We start from the raw sequence: 15,623 nt of genomic DNA on the forward strand, positions 1-15,623 counted from the left end.
TGCTCCGTTAGCGGTGACTCGACATGAATTGTTTGCACCTTGCCGACAGCGGGTTTTCGAATACTTGCTGCGGTGTGCCCTGTTCTTCGACCATTCCCTGATGCAAAAACACCACTTCACTTGATACCTGACGTGCAAAATTCATTTCGTGGGTCACCAGCAGCATGGTCCGGCCTTCTTCAGCCAGTGCGCGGATGACGCCGAGTACTTCCTGAACCATCTCCGGGTCGAGGGCCGAGGTCGGCTCGTCGAACAGGATAACCTTTGGTTGCATGGCCAGCGTACGCGCAATGGCGGCGCGTTGCTGCTGTCCGCCGGAAAGTTGTGCCGGGTAGGCATGGCGCTTGTCGGCGATACCGACCTTGGTTAGCAGCTCTTCAGCCACCGCTATGGCTTCGGCCTTGCTCTGACCGAGGACGCGACGCGGGGCTTCGATGATGTTATCGAGCACGCTCATGTGCGGCCACAGGTTGAAATTCTGGAACACGAAGCCGATCTGGCTGCGCAGGCGATTGATCTGCCGGTTATCGGCGGCAATCAGGTCGCCGTTGCGCGCGGCCTTGAGCTTCAATTCTTCGCCGGCCACCAGAATCTGGCCCTGATGCGGGTTTTCCAGCAGGTTGATGCAGCGCAGCAACGTGGACTTGCCGGAACCGGAGGAGCCGAGGATCGATATGACGTCGCCGTCGCGCGCCGTCAGCGAGATGCCTTTGAGCACCTCAAGCTGATCGTAGCGCTTGTGCAGGTTGCGGATTTCCAGGGCGGGCGTGGCCTCGGCCATGTGGGGTCCTCGTTGAAGTGTGCGCGCTGGCTGCCAGCGAACGCCAAGCTAGCACAGCGTTTAAAGGACAACCATCGACGTATTGTGTCCAGCGTGGAGGCGCTCGACGGGTTGTCAGATCCGGGCAGCGGACGGTCGCAAGAAGGCAAGCACGGTGCCCTGTAAAGCGGGGACGTGCGCGAAAAAGGCGCGATGTTGCCAGCTTTGGGCTGGTGTTGGAAGTAGCATTTGCTGAGCGGCGGTCTGATTTCTGCACCATGTTCGCGCTTGGAAGAAGGTTTGGGGCGTTTTTGGTGCGTGCATAGAGACGAATCTGAGGCGTTTGGTAACAAATCCTACAGACTGCGTATAAAAGCCATCGTCTTGCAGGCTTCACGGGTCAAGCCACAGCCCTCGTATTCTCTAAGCGACGTCGTTTTCGAAATATTTTGGCGCAATTCTTGCGTCAAATATAAAGAACGGCACCGTAGGTTTCTTTTTACGTAACGCTCCGGTGTGCCTCGCTCGTCTTGCACAGGTGGTTTTATGAGCAGTACCGCTAACTCTTCCGAGCTCGAACAAGGGCTGAAACCTCGACACATTACGATGCTGTCGATTGCTGGCGTGATTGGCGCCGGGTTGTTCGTCGGCTCCGGCCACGCGATTGCCGAAGCCGGGCCTGCCGTGCTGCTGGCGTATGCCGCTGCAGGTACGCTGGTGGTGCTGGTGATGCGCATGCTGGCCGAAATGGCCGTTGCCTCGCCTGACACCGGTTCGTTTTCAACCTATGCCGACCGCGCTATCGGTCACTGGGCCGGTTTCACCATCGGCTGGTTGTACTGGTGGTTCTGGGTGCTGGTCATCCCGCTGGAGGCCAACGCTGCTGCAACCATCCTCCATGCCTGGTTCCCCGACATCGCGATCTGGATGTTCACGCTGGTCATCACTTTGCTGCTGACGGCGACCAACCTGTTCAGCGTGAAGAACTACGGTGAATTCGAATTCTGGTTCGCCCTGATCAAGGTGGTGGCGATCATCGCCTTCGTGGTGCTGGGTGTTGCGGCGATCTTCGGTCTGCTGCCCACCAGCAACGTCAGCGGCGTCAGCCATCTGTTCGATACCGGCGGCTTCCTGCCAAACGGTATGGGCGCGGTGCTGGCAGCGATGCTGACCACCATGTTCTCGTTCATGGGCACCGAGATCGTGACCATCGCAGCGGCCGAGTCCAAGAACCCTGGCAAGCAGATCACCAAGGCCACCAATTCGGTGATCTGGCGGATCTTCCTGTTCTATCTGGTTTCGATCTTCATCGTTGTGTCGCTGGTGCCGTGGAACGATCCGCGCCTGGCCGAGGTGGGTTCGTATCAGACCGTGCTCGATGCAATGGGCATCCCGAACGCCAAGCTGATCGTCGATCTGGTGGTCCTGGTCGCTGTGACCAGCTGCCTGAACTCGGCCCTGTATACCGCTTCGCGCATGCTGTTCTCGCTGGGCAAGCGTGGCGATGCACCGGCCGTGTCCAAGCGCACCAGCAAGGGCGGCACGCCTCACTGGGCGGTGATCATGTCGACTGCGGCGGCGTTCCTGACCGTGTTCGCCAACTACATCGCGCCTGCGGCCGTGTTTGATTTCCTGCTCGCCAGCTCCGGTGCCATCGCACTGCTGGTGTACCTGGTGATCGCGGTGTCGCAGCTGCGTATGCGCCAGAAGCGCATTGCTGCGGGCGAGGCCATCGACTTCAAGATGTGGCTGTTCCCATGGCTGACCTGGGCAGTGATCGCGTTCATCGTCGCGGTGCTGACCATCATGCTGCTGCAGGAAGAGCATCGCCTCGAAATCATCGCCACCGGCGTGCTCAGCCTGTTGGTGATCGGCGCTGGCCTGATCGTATCGCGTCGCCGCAATGACGGACGCGTGGGCGCTGCTGCGCTGGGTTGATCGCGCCCTTGGGCGGATGACGTTCGTGCCAATGCCACGCATTGGCACGATCTTGCATCAGCGTGCGGCTCTGGTGTCTCTCTTCATCAGCAGGTCGGACGCCAGCGTGTAATCCTTCTGGAAGGCAGGGCTTTCGATCCACTCGATTGCGCTGTCTTCGTCTTCATCGTGGTACATGGCGCGGTACACGATAAGCAGACCCATCATGAAGTCCGTGGCCGGGTCTTCGTCCTCTTCGGAAATCACCAGTGCCAGCACCGGGTACTGCAGGAAGACGACGCACAGCGCGAGCTGGCTGATGGCCTCCGCTTGCTTCATGGCCGTGAACAGGTCGTCGTAGTCGGCCGGGTCAAAACCGTTCTCGACAATGTCGCTGAAGTCGAAGGTATTAAGGTCGAGCTCGACGTCGTCGAACGGCTGGTTGACCAGCGCCGAGGCAAACACCGGATGAACCAGGCTGGTTGCAGCCTTGCCCGAGCGGTTCTGCTTGGCCTTGATCTTTGCGCGCTTGGCACGTTTTTGCTGCTTGTCTGGCGAGGCCATGAGCGGTCCTTTGGCTGGCGTGGGGTGCAATGGGCGCTATTGAAGCGCAGACGGGCCCGATAACCAAGGTTTGTGCAGTAATCAGCGGTCGATAAAAAACCCGCAACATGCGGGTTTTTGATTTGCGGGGTGTTACCGACGCGTCACCGCTTACCCGGCTTTGCGAACGCTTCGGCTTCATCCATGCGGTTGGCGAACATGCTGACCGCCTCGACCGCATCGCTAGCGCCGTCGCGGATCTGCACAATGACCTGCCCGGCCTGGTCTGCCAGTGTCACACCGCGAATGGCTCCTTCCTGCGTGGCGTCCATGCTTGCCACGGCTTCGCGTGTTTCGGCGAGGATCTTGCCAATCATTTCGGCAATTTCGGTGGTCGAGCCGCTGGTACGTCCCGCCAGTTGCCTGACTTCGTCGGCCACCACGGCAAACCCGCGGCCCTGATCACCCGCCCGTGCCGCTTCGATGGCTGCGTTGAGCGCCAGCAGGTTGGTCTGATCGGCGATGCCGCGAATGGTGTTGACGATAGCGGTGATCTGCTCGGAGCGGTCGCCCAACTGACTCACCAGCTTCGCCGATGCACCGATGTTTTCGGAGATCTGACGCATCTCCCGCGCCGTGTCCTGAATGACCAGGGTTCCCTGTTCGGCCACTTTCTCGGTTTCTGCGGAGATATGGTAAGCGCGCGACGCACCATGCGCGTCCGCTTCCTGTTTTTCGACGCGCTGGGTAATGTCGCTGGCGAACTTGACGATTTTGTAGAGTTTGCCGTCGACATCAAAAACCGGGTTATAGGTTGCTTCCAGCCAGACGACCCGACCCTGTTTGCCGATACGTTTGAACTGGTCGCCGATGAACTCGCCGTGGTTCAGTTTGCGCCAGAACTCGGTGTATTCCGGACTGTTGACCAGTGTCGGCTCGCAGAAGGTTCGGTGGTGTTTGCCCTTGATCTCGGTCAGCGCATAACCCATGACGTTCAGGAAGTTGTTGTTGGCGGTGATCACATTGCCGTTGGGTTCGAATTCGCAGATAGCCATCGCCCGGTCTACTGCTGCCAGCTTGCTGTTGGTCTCGTTCTCCGACATCACGCGTGTGGTGACGTCCAGGGCGTACTTGACTACCTTGACTACGTTGCCCTGCGCATCGGTTACCGGGTTGTAGCTGGCTTCGAGCCAGACGCTGTGGCCATTCTTGCCGACGCGCTTGAATGTGCCCGAGATGAATTTCCCGGCCTTCAGGGACGCCCAGAGATCAGCGTACTCGCGGCTGCGGAGCATTTCCGGTTCGCAGAAGTCGCGATGCGTCTTGCTTGTCAGTTCTTCGGCCCGATAGCCCATCGCCGCGAGGAAGTTATCGTTGGCACGAAGTATTTTGCCATCGAGACTCAGCTCGATCACCGCCATCGATTTTTCCAGCGCGCTTGTCAGTCCGTTGAGTCCATCTACCTGGGCCTTCATGGCCGTCAGCTCAGCTTTGTTCTTATTTCCGAACATAACGTGCCCCTTGGTGTATTTGCGGACTTACTGTGATGAGGCTATCGACTCGAAAGGCTGCAGCATGAATGTGCATTGCTACAATCGAAAAAATAAATCAAGTATTTTTTTTGACGCCAGAAGACGCGCAGGTCTGATTTGCCAGGAAAAGCATTCGGCAATGAGTTCGGGGCTAATGCGGAGGTGGTTTGCCCGCCAGATTCCGGACAAAGAAAAGCCCGCGATGGGGGAGCGGGCTTAAGGATTCACACTTGGGAGCAGCTCTACAATGACGTGGCCGCTGTGAAAACTTTGTGAAGAGTTTTCACTGTTTTACTTTTTTTCAGGCTGAATGGTATTGGTCACTTCGGACGTCGGCACGAAGGTCTTCGACTCTTCGGCAGCCGCTTCCTTGGACTCGGCTTTATCCTTGGCCGCTTCGGTGTTCTCTTTGGCCGCTTCGTTCACTTTGTCCTGAGCAGACTCCATCTTCTCTTGGGATTTCTCCTGATGCGCCTGAGCGTCCTGTGCCTTCTGTTCGGATTTGCTGTCGCAGGCAGCCAGACCCAGAGTGGCGGCGAGGATGAGGGCGGAGGCGGTTAACTTGAGCACGGAATTTTCCTTGTGGAAGCAAATGTATGGCTTCGAGGGTGGGCAGGAAAAATTAGTTCAATGGGATGGGGGTACTCATGAGGCGCTCTTGCCCGCGCTTCTGCATCAGCTCTATGGTTTGTGGTGGCTATGAATTTTCCAGTCTCAAACGCACGGAGAGGCTAATTTCGTTCGTGCGGCCTTCTCAACCCATGATCAAGGCTTTTCCAGTGGCTCAGGTATGAACCCCTGATCCCTGAGAGACTTGATTACTCCTCGGATCAGATAGTTGTTTGAAAATCCGATGGTGTACTGCCTGGCACCCGCGCTGAGGGGCAAAAGCATTCCTTGATCAACTAGCTTTCTAATCAGGTAAGTTCTTTGATTGCTTGACTGTCGAGGCAGCACTTTTGCTACATCTGCAGACTTTACGATCTTCAGCTTGATTGCGGCAGACAGCACTGACTCTTCTGTTTCTGTGATCCATTCTCTTTCACGTGCGAACGCCACAGCCGGGACAAGGATGCATTTGGTCAGATACGCATAGTCTTTGAGGCGGTCGACTTTCTCAACCTCATCACGAATACCCTCCAGTACGTATGTGCACCACGCCTCAAGCCCTTCTTTTGTTCCTTTGTAGGCCGTAGCAAGCATGGCGTAATAACGCTCACGATCATTGCAGAATACGGCCGTAGGATTCAGGACGCGGCCACCTGCGGTGGCGTATCGCCTTCAAGCCTAAGGCGACGTAGATGCTCCAGTTCGCTCAGCACATCAACGAGATCTGAGTCGAAGGACGGATTCAAAAGCTCAAGGTCGTGGTGAGTAAACGTAGGCATGTGAGAATTATCTCGGTCGATCTGAAAGGTTATCTTGAAAAAAGTCTGCTAGACGCCGTACTTAAGGGGCTTAGCATAGCATGCAGAAAAAATTATCTTGAATTCAGCCTTGCGCTAAGTGAAAGAGGGAGAAATGGTTAAGTTGAATGTCACTCGGAGGGTGAGGCGGGCGCTTTAGCGTGTGGTGAGAATAGGTTTCCAGATCGAATGGGACTACCCACATACCTTTGGACTTGCAAGGGAGCGTTTGGAAACCCCAGACAACAAAAAGCCCGCACGAGGCGGGCTTTTTGTGTGCTTTCAGGTGTGCTTGGCATCACCTGAAAACGGAAGGTGGTGCCCAGAGACGGAATCGAACCGCCGACACGGGGATTTTCAATCCCCTGCTCTACCGACTGAGCTATCTGGGCAACGGGGCGCATTAGACGTGTTTTTCAGGAGGTCGTCAAGCGTGTTTTTTAAAAAATTTGAATTATTACCGACGCTTACGACCTTCACTGCGTGAAACGCTTTATTTTTCGGGGGGAACGTAGCCTTCGGCCTGGGCGTATTCTTCGCCGGAAAGAAACTTGTCCATCTCGGTCTGGAGGAATTTGCGGTCTTCGGCGTTCATCATGTTCAGGCGGCGTTCGTTGATCAGCAGGGTCTGGTGTTTCTGCCAGTCGGCCCAGGCTTTCTGCGAGACGTGGTTGAAGATGTCCTCGCCCTTGGCACCCGGATACGGGGCGCGTTCCAGGCCGGGCAGTTCTTCTTTGTATTTGCGGCACATTACGGTGCGGGTCATGACGACTCTCCTGCGTTCAATACGTCGGCTGCGCGTTTGAGCAGCTTTTTCACCGGGGCAGCAAGGCCCAGGCGTGGCGGGGTGGCGAGGTTATACCAGAGCCAGTCGGCCTCGGCCACGTGATCGGCGGACTCGCGGACCTTGACCAGCCAGGGTTCGATACTCAACTGGAAGTGGCTGAAGGTGTGGATAAGTCGCGGCAGTTCATGGTGCTCGCCCAGTTGCAGCGCGTGTTGCGTGGCCAGGTGCTGAAGGTCATCGAAGTCATCCAGTTCCGGCAGGCTCCACAGGCCGCCCCACAAGCCGCTGGAAGGGCGACGATAAAGCAGGATCGCGCCGTCTTCGTTGGCGAGCATCGGCATGAGCGTGCGTTTCTGCGGCACGGTCTTGCGCGGCTTGGGGATCGGGTAGCGCGTTTCCAGGCCCAGCATGTGCGCCTCACAGCTGCGCTCCAGCGGGCAAAGCAGGCAGCTGGGTTTGCTGCGGGTGCAGAGTGTGGCCCCCAAGTCCATCATCGCCTGGGTGTAGTTGTTGACCCGGCTGTGCGGCGTGAAGCGTTCAGCGGTGGCCCACAGCTGTTTGGCCACCTTCGGCTCGCCAGGGTAGCCCTCTTGCGCGGTGAAGCGTGCCAGCACGCGTTTGACGTTGCCATCGAGGATCGGCGCACGAATGCCCATGCTCAGGCTGGCAATCGCGCCTGCGGTAGACAGACCGATGCCGGGCAGCAGAATGAGTTTTTCGACATCGCGGGGAAACTCGCCGCCATGATCGGCGACGACGATTTTTGCCGTCTTCTGCAGGTTGCGGGCGCGGGTGTAGTAACCCAGCCCGGTCCACAGGTGCAGCACTTCGTCCTCGGGCGCTTCGGCCAGCGCCTGCACGGTCGGCAGGGCCTCCATGAAACGGTCGAAATAGCTCAGAACGGTGCTGACCTGGGTCTGCTGCAGCATGATTTCCGATACCCAGACCCGGTACGGCGTGATGTTCTGTTGCCAGGGCAGGTCATGTCGGCCATGACGGTCGTACCAGTCCAGCACGGCGCTGGAGAATTGTTCGGGTTGCATGGCCTGGAGGGCTCTCGTCGAGATGTGAGTCGGGATATAAAAGGAGCGCCGCGAGGGCGCTCCTGAGCAGTGCACGTTGCCCTAGCGTTTGAACAGTCCCTTCAGGGCGTCCTTGAGCTCGGGGCTGACCTTGTCACCGAGTTTGTCGTTCAGCTTGTCCTCAAGCTTCTCGCTGATCCGGTCGCCCGCCAGTTTCGCAGCGATCTGGCCGACGCCTTCCTTGTCCAGACGGCAGGCCTTGGCGCCCAGTTCCAGCGGGCCACGGCACTGCACCGGCCATTCGATGCCGACAAAGCGCGGGTTGACCTCGCAGGCCGGGTCGGGCATGTCGCTCTTGTCGCCTTCGACGATGATGCCGACGCGGTAGTTCATGCCCAGCACGCGCAGGTCGACGTCGCCGTTACCGTTGACGGCCATGCCCGGCGTACGGACCTTGAGGTCCGGGTTGCTGGCGACGCCATTGCGTATCACCAGATTGCCGTTGAGCTGCTGGAAAGGAGTGTCCTTGGCACGCGGTTCGCCGCTAAGCGTCTTGCGGTTGAGGATCGAAATACCCTTGCACAGCTGCTGCTCCAGATTGGCATTGACCAGTACGCCGTTATTGAGCGCAAAGCTGGCGGTGCCGTTCAGGCTGTCGATCAGGGCTTTTTCGCTGTTGCCTGTGCCGGTCAGGTTGCTGTCGAGGTTCAGCATGCCGCGCACCGGAGGTGTCTGGCCCTGGTTTTCCAGAATGCGTTCGACCGGTACTTTGACAATGCGCGTCTGCACCGTGGCCACAGGCGTATCCGGACGCGCGTCCAGATTGCCCTTGACCTCGAAGTTGCCGTTGTACAGATCGCCACTCAGCGTATCGACCTTGATAAGGCCACCGTTGGCCTGGGTCTTGAAGGCTGCGTTGTCGATGGGCAGTTTGTTCAGGGTCAGTTTGCCGAAGCTCAGGTCAGCCTCGACATCCAGCGTACGCAAGCGCTCCAGCGGCAGCAGTTTGGCAGTGCTCCAGGCGGCCTTGGTCGGTTGTTCGGGCAGCGGCGAGTCGCCCGCAGCGGCGGCGGCTTCACCGGACTGCACCTCGGATTTGCGCGCGGCCTTGGCACCTTTGCTTTCTTCGCTTTCAGCCGGACGGTAGCGGTCGGCGTCGAAGGTATCGCCCTTGAGCTGGACACGCAGCGCCTGTTTGGCGAAGTCGTCCACCGCGATGCGACCCGTGAAGGTGCTGTCGTCGACTTTCAGGTTGAGGTTTTCCAGCGCAAGGCTGGTAGGCGTACCCGCCAGGCGCGTGACCATTTCAACCTTGCTCAGCGCGCCCTCGGACATGGCTGGCAACGGCTGACCGATGTTCTCGAAGAACGCGCGCAGATCAAGCTGGGCAATGGACAGGCCGCCGCTGATCTGTGGCGTTTTGTCCAGATCGCGGGTACGCAGTTCGCCGAGTGCACGCAACTGGTTGGCCGAGACTTTGAGGCTGTTCCATTCAGCGATGTTGGCGGCCAGGTCGACGAGCAACTGGCCCTGCGCCGAGAAGGTCACGGTCTTGCCTTGCAGCGGCTCGCCGGCGACTTCACCGGACAGGCGCATGTCTTCGAATTGATAACGCTTGAGCACGCGGTCCATGCGCAATGCGCCGACCAGCTCGGTCTTGGCGCGCACGACGGGCTGGTTGGTGCTCAGGAACGCCGTCAGTTTGATCGGGATATCGGACGCCTCACGAATCGGCCCGGTACTCAGCTGAATGCTCTCGGCCATGAAGGTCCGGCCTTTTCGGGCATCGCTGTAATCCACGCGGGCGTTGTTGACGGTCAGGCTGTCAATATCCAGGCGGATCGGCTGGGAAGGGCGATCCGCTTTGGGCGCGTCCGGAGCCGGGGCTGGCGTTGTCTCGCCAGGTGCTTCAGTGCTTGCCACGGCAGGCTTGCCGATGTCTTCCCAGTTGCCATGACCGTTTTCATCGCGGTGCAGGGTCAGGTTCAGGCCTTCGACGCGAATGTCGCTCATCTGTACCTGGCGACGAAGCAATGGCAGGACACGTACGGACAGGCCAAGCATCTGCACATCGGCGAACGGCTGATCGGGAGCGGTCAGGGTGGCGACATGGGCGTCGTGCAATTCCAGGCCGAGCCAGGGAAACAGGCTCCAGCCGATATCGCCGTTGAGCGTCAGCTCGACGTTGGCCTTGTCGCGTGCCAGCTGGCGAATCTCGTCTTTGTAGTCGTTGGGATCAAACAGGTGGGTCAGGGCGAAGCCGAGAGCCACGATGATCAGCAACAACCCGAGAATAAACAGCCCCAGGATTTTGCCGAACGCTTTCATGGGCGAGTCCTTGTGTCGATGTTCAAAAATAGCCCACGAGTATACCGCTCTGACGAGCCGACCGGGCTGCGGATACCGTTATTGCTGTCTGGCCTCCGGTTCGGGACGCTGGCACCGTGCGCCACTAGGTCTGGGAGCCGATGAAAAAGTGCGAGTGGTCTTGTCGCGATATATCTTCCGAATCTTCGCGCGCCTGTCGGACAGTCACACAGTTGCTGCTCCAACTAAGCCTTGGGCACGTTTTCGCTAGTGCTTAATTGGTTGTATCTATGGCTCGATAGAGCGCGTGGATTAACTTACGAAAATAGACAATAAAAAGCATATGACGAGATGCTTATTTGCCATCAGAGAGTGATAGTCTCCGTTTTTGCTGGGTTGGGTGCGTCTTTTTGTCACGTATCTGAATAACCTGCCGATAAAACAGACATGGCCGCTCGGCACTGAGTCTGTGGCGGACCAGCAGACCATCTGCGAGCTTCACACATTGGGGTAATTATAATGAGCACAAGCACAGCCTTGGGCGGCGCAGCCGTTCAGCCTGCGTTCTTGTCCAAAGAGCGCATTATCGCCAAGCCAGGTTTCAACCGTTGGCTTGTTCCACCTGCAGCATTGGCCATCCATCTTTGTATCGGTATGGCTTACGGCTTCTCGGTATTCTGGTTGCCGCTGTCGAAGGCTATCGGTGTTACGGCACCTGTCGCTTGCACACCGGACATGGGTTTTTTCGCGCAGATGTTCGCGTCGACCTGTGACTGGCAGATCTCCATGCTGGGCTGGATCTACACACTGTTTTTCATCTTCCTGGGTTGCTCGGCTGCCATTTGGGGTGGTTGGCTGGAGCACGCAGGTCCACGCAAGGCGGGTGTGGTTTCGGCCCTCTGCTGGTGTGGTGGCTTGCTGATTTCCGCACTGGGCATTTATACGCACCAGATCTGGCTGATGTGGCTGGGCTCGGGCGTAATCGGCGGTATTGGTCTGGGGTTGGGCTATATCTCCCCGGTATCGACCCTGATCAAGTGGTTCCCGGACAAGCGCGGCATGGCGACCGGCATGGCGATCATGGGCTTTGGCGGCGGCGCGATGGTGGGCGCACCGCTGGCTACGGCTCTGATGAGTCACTTCGCTTCGGCTGAAAGCGTTGGCGTATGGCAGAGCTTCGTGGTGATGGCGGTGATCTACTTCATCTTCATGATCGGCGGTGCGCTGGGCTACCGCGTTCCGCCAACCGGCTGGAAACCTGAAGGCTGGACCGCTCCGGCTGCCAAGGCAAAGAACTCGATGATCACCAACCGTCACGTGCACGTCAGCGTGGCCTGGAAAACACCGCAGTTCCGTCTGGTCTGGCTGGTGCTGTGCCTGAACGTATCGGCCGGTATCGGCATCCTGGGCATGGCTTCGCCGCTGCTGCAGGAAGTCTTCGCCGGTAAACTGCTGGGCCTCGACCTGACCTTCAGCCAGCTCAATGCCGATCAACTGAAGGCCATTGCTGCGATTGCGGCCGGCTTCACCGGTCTGTTGAGTCTGTTCAACATCGGCGGTCGTTTCTTCTGGGCTTCGTGCTCGGACTTCATCGGTCGCAAGGCAACCTACTTCGTATTCTTCGCACTGGGCTTCCTGCTTTATGCGTCGGTTCCGACCCTGAGCCATATGGGGAGCATCGCCCTGTTCGTGGCCGCGTTCTGTATCGTGCTGTCGATGTACGGTGGCGGTTTTGCGACGGTTCCGGCTTATCTGGCTGACCTGTTCGGTACGCAGATGGTCGGTGCGATCCACGGTCGTCTGCTGACTGCCTGGGCTGCGGCCGGTGTGCTGGGTCCGGTACTGGTCAACTACCTGCGTGAGTACCAACTCGCCCACGGTGTTGCACGTGCCGACGCCTACGACATCACCCTGTACATCCTGTCGGGTCTGCTGGTGCTGGGCTTTATCTGCAACCTGCTGATTCGTCCGGTTGCCGACAAGTACTTCATGACCGACGCCGAACTGGCGGCTGAACAAGCCATCGGTCACGACAAGGGTGCCAACGCCACGACTTCGCTGGAGTGGAAAGCATCCGCAGGCAGCAAGCCATTGGTCATCGCCGCCTGGCTGGCCGTAGGCATCCCGCTGGCATGGGGTGTCTGGATTACCCTGCAAAAAACCGCAGTGCTGTTCCACTAAAAGCCTGCCGGTAACAGAAAAGCGCTTGCACCTCGGTGCAGGCGCTTTTTTTTGCCTGGGTTTTGGTGCGCTGCGCTTTTGACTATCGTGCCAATGCTCTGAACTCACCCCCCAAAAGTTGGACGCCTTTGCGCTTGATACCGCGCAAGGCTGCAGATTTGTGACGCGGAGCGTCACGAGCGGCATTCCCACGCGGAGCATGGGAACGATGACTAGTGTGTTCGTCGCGATAGTCATATTCAGTTGACCCTATGTACTCGATGCACTGCCCGTTCCGGTGCATACGCTGCTACATTAGTCAGCCCTGATTTTATTGCCCGAAGGAGTTGTTTGCATGCTAGCCCACGTGGAGTCATACGCCGGTGATCCGATCCTTTCGCTGATGGAGACCTTTGGCAAGGACTCGCGTGCGGACAAGGTCAATCTGAGCATCGGCCTGTATTACGACGCACAGGGCCGCATTCCGCAGTTGGCATGCGTAGCAACGGCACAACAGCAACTGGCCGAAGGCGAACAGGCAGCGTCCGTGTACCTGCCGATGGAAGGCCTGGCAGCGTATCGGCAGGCAGTGCAAACCCTGTTGTTCGGCGCCGATCACCCGCTGGTTCAGGCCGGCCGCGTCGCCACCATTCAAACCGTGGGCGGTTCGGGCGCGCTGAAGATAGGTGCCGATTTCCTCAAGTATGCGTTTCCGGACTCACAGGTCTGGGTCAGTGACCCGACCTGGGAAAACCATAACGCGCTGTTCGGCGGGGCGGGCTTCAAGGTCAACGCGTACCCGTACTTTGATACCCAGACCGGTGGCGTCAGGTTTGAGGCCATGCTCGACACGGTGCAGGGGCTGCCTGCGCAGAGCATCCTCCTGCTGCACCCGTGCTGCCATAACCCGACCGGTGCCGATCTGACGGTGGCGCAATGGGACCGGCTGATCGAAGTGATCAAGGATCGTCAGCTCATCGCTTTCCTGGATATCGCCTATCAGGGCTTCGGCAAAGGTATCGACGAAGACGTCTATGCCATCCGGGCGATGGCCAACGCAGGTATCACGACGCTGGTCAGTAACTCGTTCTCGAAAATCTTCTCGCTGTATGGCGAGCGGGTAGGCGGGCTGTCGGTGGTCTGTGAAGATGCGACCTCCGCGGCCAACGTGTTCGGCCAGCTCAAGGCCACCGTGCGACGCAACTACTCCAGCCCGCCTGCGCATGGTGCCTTCCTGGTCTCGAAAGTGCTCAACACGCCGCACTTGCGCGAGCAGTGGCTGGGCGAAGTCGAGGCCATGCGCCTGCGTATCATCGACATGCGCACGCGTCTGGTCGAGGTGCTGGCGCAGAAGGTCTCCGGCTACGATTTCAGCTTTATCCTCAGGCAGAACGGGATGTTCAGCTACACCGGTCTGACTCCGCAGCAGGTCGACGAACTGAAAGATGTTCACGGCATTTACATGCTGCGCAGTGGCCGGGTGTGCATGGCAGGTTTGAATGAAGGGAATATCGACAAGGTATGTGACGCAATCGCGAGCCTCTTTGCCCGTTAAATACCCTGCTGGTCGTCTGTTTGCTTCATGGCGGGCGCTTCTGGGCCTATAATGCTCGCCTTTTTTTCGCCCAATGATTTTGCGGAGCTGGTGATGGCCGAACGTAAGGCGTACGTCGAGCGCAATACTCTGGAAACCCAGATCAAAGCCTCGATCAACCTGGATGGTACCGGAAAGGCCCGATTCGATATCGGCGTGCCTTTCCTTGAGCACATGCTCGACCAGATCGCCCGGCACGGGCTGATCGATCTGGACATCGAATGCAAGGGCGACCTGGCAATCGACGATCACCACACGGTGGAAGACGTCGGTATCACCGTGGGCCAGGCGTTCAGCCAGGCGATCGGCGACAAGAAGGGCATTCGTCGTTACGGCCACGCCTACGTGCCGCTCGACGAAGCGCTGTCGCGCGTGGTCATCGACTTCTCCGGGCGTCCGGGCCTGCAGATGCATGTGCCGTATACCCGCGCCACTGTAGGCGGCTTCGATGTGGACCTGTTTCAGGAGTTCTTTCAGGGCTTCGTCAACCACGCGAACGTGACGCTGCACATCGACAACCTGCGTGGCACCAACACTCACCACCAGATCGAGACCGTGTTCAAGGCTTTCGGTCGCGCGCTGCGCATGGCGGTCGAGCTGGATGAGCGTATGGCCGGGCAGATGCCATCCACCAAGGGTGTGCTCTGATGCAGACAGTTGCGGTCATCGATTACGGCATGGGCAACCTGCACTCTGTCGCCAAGGCGCTGGAGCATGTGGGCGCAGGCCGTGTGCTGATTACCAGTGACGCCAAGGTGATTCGCGAAGCCGACCGCATCGTCTTTCCGGGTGTGGGCGCGATTCGCGACTGCATGGCCGAGATTCGCCGTCTGGGTTTTGATTCGCTGGTTCAGGAAGTCAGCCAGGATCGCCCTTTTCTGGGAATCTGCGTCGGCATGCAGGCGTTGCTCGACAGCAGCGAGGAGAACGGCGGTGTGGACTGCATCGGCATGTTTCCCGGTCAGGTAAAGTTTTTCGGCAAGGACCTGCATGAGGAAGGCGAGCACCTGAAAGTGCCGCACATGGGCTGGAACCAGGTCGCTCAGGCGGTGGATCACCCGCTGTGGCATGACATTCCGGATCAGGCGCGTTTCTACTTCGTGCACAGTTTCTATATCGATGCTGCCAATCAGCGTCAGGTGGTCGGGCGTGGTCACTACGGCCTCGATTTCGCCGCTGCGCTGGCCGACGGTTCGCGTTTTGCCGTGCAATTCCACCCTGAAAAGAGCCACACCCACGGCCTGCAGTTGCTGCAGAACTTCGCCGCCTGGGATGGTCGCTGGTAAGCGTATGAGCAAAGCCAAGGGCAAACCGCCGATCCTGACCCTCTCGCCCGAGCATGAGCAACAGGCGATCGACAAGCTCAAGCGCCTGTTCGCAGAGCGCTTCGAGCTGGATCTGGGCTCGTTCGAAGTGGCTGAAGTCCTTGAGCTGTTTACGCGCGAGATTGCCCCGCATTACTACAATCGCGCCATTTTCGATGTTCAGCAGCAGCTCAAGGAGCGCTTCGAGAGCATCGAAAGTGACTTGTGGGCACTCGAAAAGAATTAGATAAAGCAGCTTCAAGCGTTGAGCTTCAAGCCGCAAGAATCAGT

13 protein-coding genes, 1 tRNA gene and 2 pseudogenes are annotated in these 15,623 nt (G+C 58.5%); 6 read left to right on the plus strand and 10 right to left on the minus strand.

Translation table 11 applies throughout. The features are described 5' to 3' along the window. Positions 1–7: 7 nt before the first annotated feature. On the minus strand, positions 8–781 hold the full coding sequence (locus GE543_RS19155; protein ID WP_153222150.1) for an ABC transporter ATP-binding protein: 774 nt from the start codon (positions 779–781) through the stop codon (positions 8–10). Between the two features lie 525 nt (positions 782–1,306). Here GE543_RS19155 and gabP point away from each other — a divergent pair. After that, a complete protein-coding gene (gene gabP / locus GE543_RS19165) occupies positions 1,307–2,698 on the plus strand; it encodes a GABA permease (protein ID WP_153222151.1) in 1,392 nt (463 codons plus the stop codon). Between the two features lie 57 nt (positions 2,699–2,755). On the opposite strand, the gene GE543_RS19170 is transcribed toward gabP, so the two are convergent. The 9 genes and pseudogenes from GE543_RS19170 to GE543_RS19205 form a co-directional block, all read right to left on the minus strand. Continuing rightward, positions 2,756–3,241, minus strand: coding sequence for a hypothetical protein (locus GE543_RS19170; protein WP_003342242.1), 486 nt, complete (start codon positions 3,239–3,241; stop codon positions 2,756–2,758). A gap of 143 nt (positions 3,242–3,384) precedes the next feature. Beyond that, the gene (locus tag GE543_RS28010; protein WP_229636542.1) at positions 3,385–3,891 is read right to left on the minus strand and encodes a methyl-accepting chemotaxis protein; all 507 of its coding nucleotides are present in this window, start codon (positions 3,889–3,891) and stop codon (positions 3,385–3,387) included. Positions 3,892–3,954: 63 nt separating this feature from the next. Further along, positions 3,955–4,731: pseudogene (locus GE543_RS28015) on the minus strand (PAS domain-containing protein); the annotation flags it as partial. Between the two features lie 312 nt (positions 4,732–5,043). Beyond that, a complete protein-coding gene (locus GE543_RS19180; protein WP_003318312.1) occupies positions 5,044–5,322 on the minus strand; it encodes a lipoprotein in 279 nt (92 codons plus the stop codon). Between the two features lie 195 nt (positions 5,323–5,517). Further along, positions 5,518–6,021, minus strand: a pseudogene (locus tag GE543_RS19185) (Fic family protein); the annotation flags it as partial. A gap of 453 nt (positions 6,022–6,474) precedes the next feature. Next, positions 6,475–6,550, minus strand: a tRNA-Phe gene (locus GE543_RS19190). Positions 6,551–6,651: 101 nt separating this feature from the next. Further along, a complete protein-coding gene (locus GE543_RS19195) occupies positions 6,652–6,924 on the minus strand; it encodes an oxidative damage protection protein (RefSeq protein WP_002555777.1) in 273 nt (90 codons plus the stop codon). Beyond that, positions 6,921–7,988, minus strand: coding sequence for an A/G-specific adenine glycosylase (mutY, locus tag GE543_RS19200; RefSeq protein WP_153222153.1), 1,068 nt, complete (start codon positions 7,986–7,988; stop codon positions 6,921–6,923). Before mutY ends, GE543_RS19195 begins: the two co-directional genes overlap by 4 nt. A gap of 81 nt (positions 7,989–8,069) precedes the next feature. After that, entirely contained in the window at positions 8,070–10,295 is a 2,226-nt protein-coding gene (locus GE543_RS19205) for an AsmA family protein (protein WP_153222154.1), read from the minus strand. A gap of 498 nt (positions 10,296–10,793) precedes the next feature. Here GE543_RS19205 and GE543_RS19210 point away from each other — a divergent pair, with 498 nt between their 5' ends. From GE543_RS19210 to GE543_RS19230, 5 genes are all read left to right on the plus strand, one after another. Further along, complete coding sequence (locus GE543_RS19210) at positions 10,794–12,455, plus strand: OFA family MFS transporter (RefSeq protein ID WP_046235963.1); 1,662 nt, start codon at positions 10,794–10,796, stop codon at positions 12,453–12,455. Between the two features lie 334 nt (positions 12,456–12,789). Then, the gene (locus GE543_RS19215) at positions 12,790–13,989 is read left to right on the plus strand and encodes an amino acid aminotransferase (RefSeq protein ID WP_153222155.1); all 1,200 of its coding nucleotides are present in this window, start codon (positions 12,790–12,792) and stop codon (positions 13,987–13,989) included. Between the two features lie 93 nt (positions 13,990–14,082). After that, on the plus strand, positions 14,083–14,676 hold the full coding sequence (gene hisB, locus GE543_RS19220; protein WP_002551454.1) for an imidazoleglycerol-phosphate dehydratase HisB: 594 nt from the start codon (positions 14,083–14,085) through the stop codon (positions 14,674–14,676). Continuing rightward, positions 14,676–15,314 carry an imidazole glycerol phosphate synthase subunit HisH gene (hisH, locus tag GE543_RS19225; protein ID WP_003318304.1) on the plus strand — a complete coding sequence of 213 codons (639 nt, stop codon included), beginning with the start codon at positions 14,676–14,678 and terminating at the stop codon, positions 15,312–15,314. Before hisB ends, hisH begins: the two co-directional genes overlap by 1 nt. Before the next feature lie 4 nt (positions 15,315–15,318). Beyond that, positions 15,319–15,579, plus strand: coding sequence for a DUF2164 domain-containing protein (locus GE543_RS19230; protein ID WP_003342219.1), 261 nt, complete (start codon positions 15,319–15,321; stop codon positions 15,577–15,579). The last annotated feature ends 44 nt before the right edge of the window (positions 15,580–15,623 follow it).

This window comes from Pseudomonas sp. SZ57, assembly GCF_009495975.1.
GTDB classification, from domain to species: Bacteria; Pseudomonadota; Gammaproteobacteria; order Pseudomonadales; family Pseudomonadaceae; genus Aquipseudomonas; species Aquipseudomonas syringae.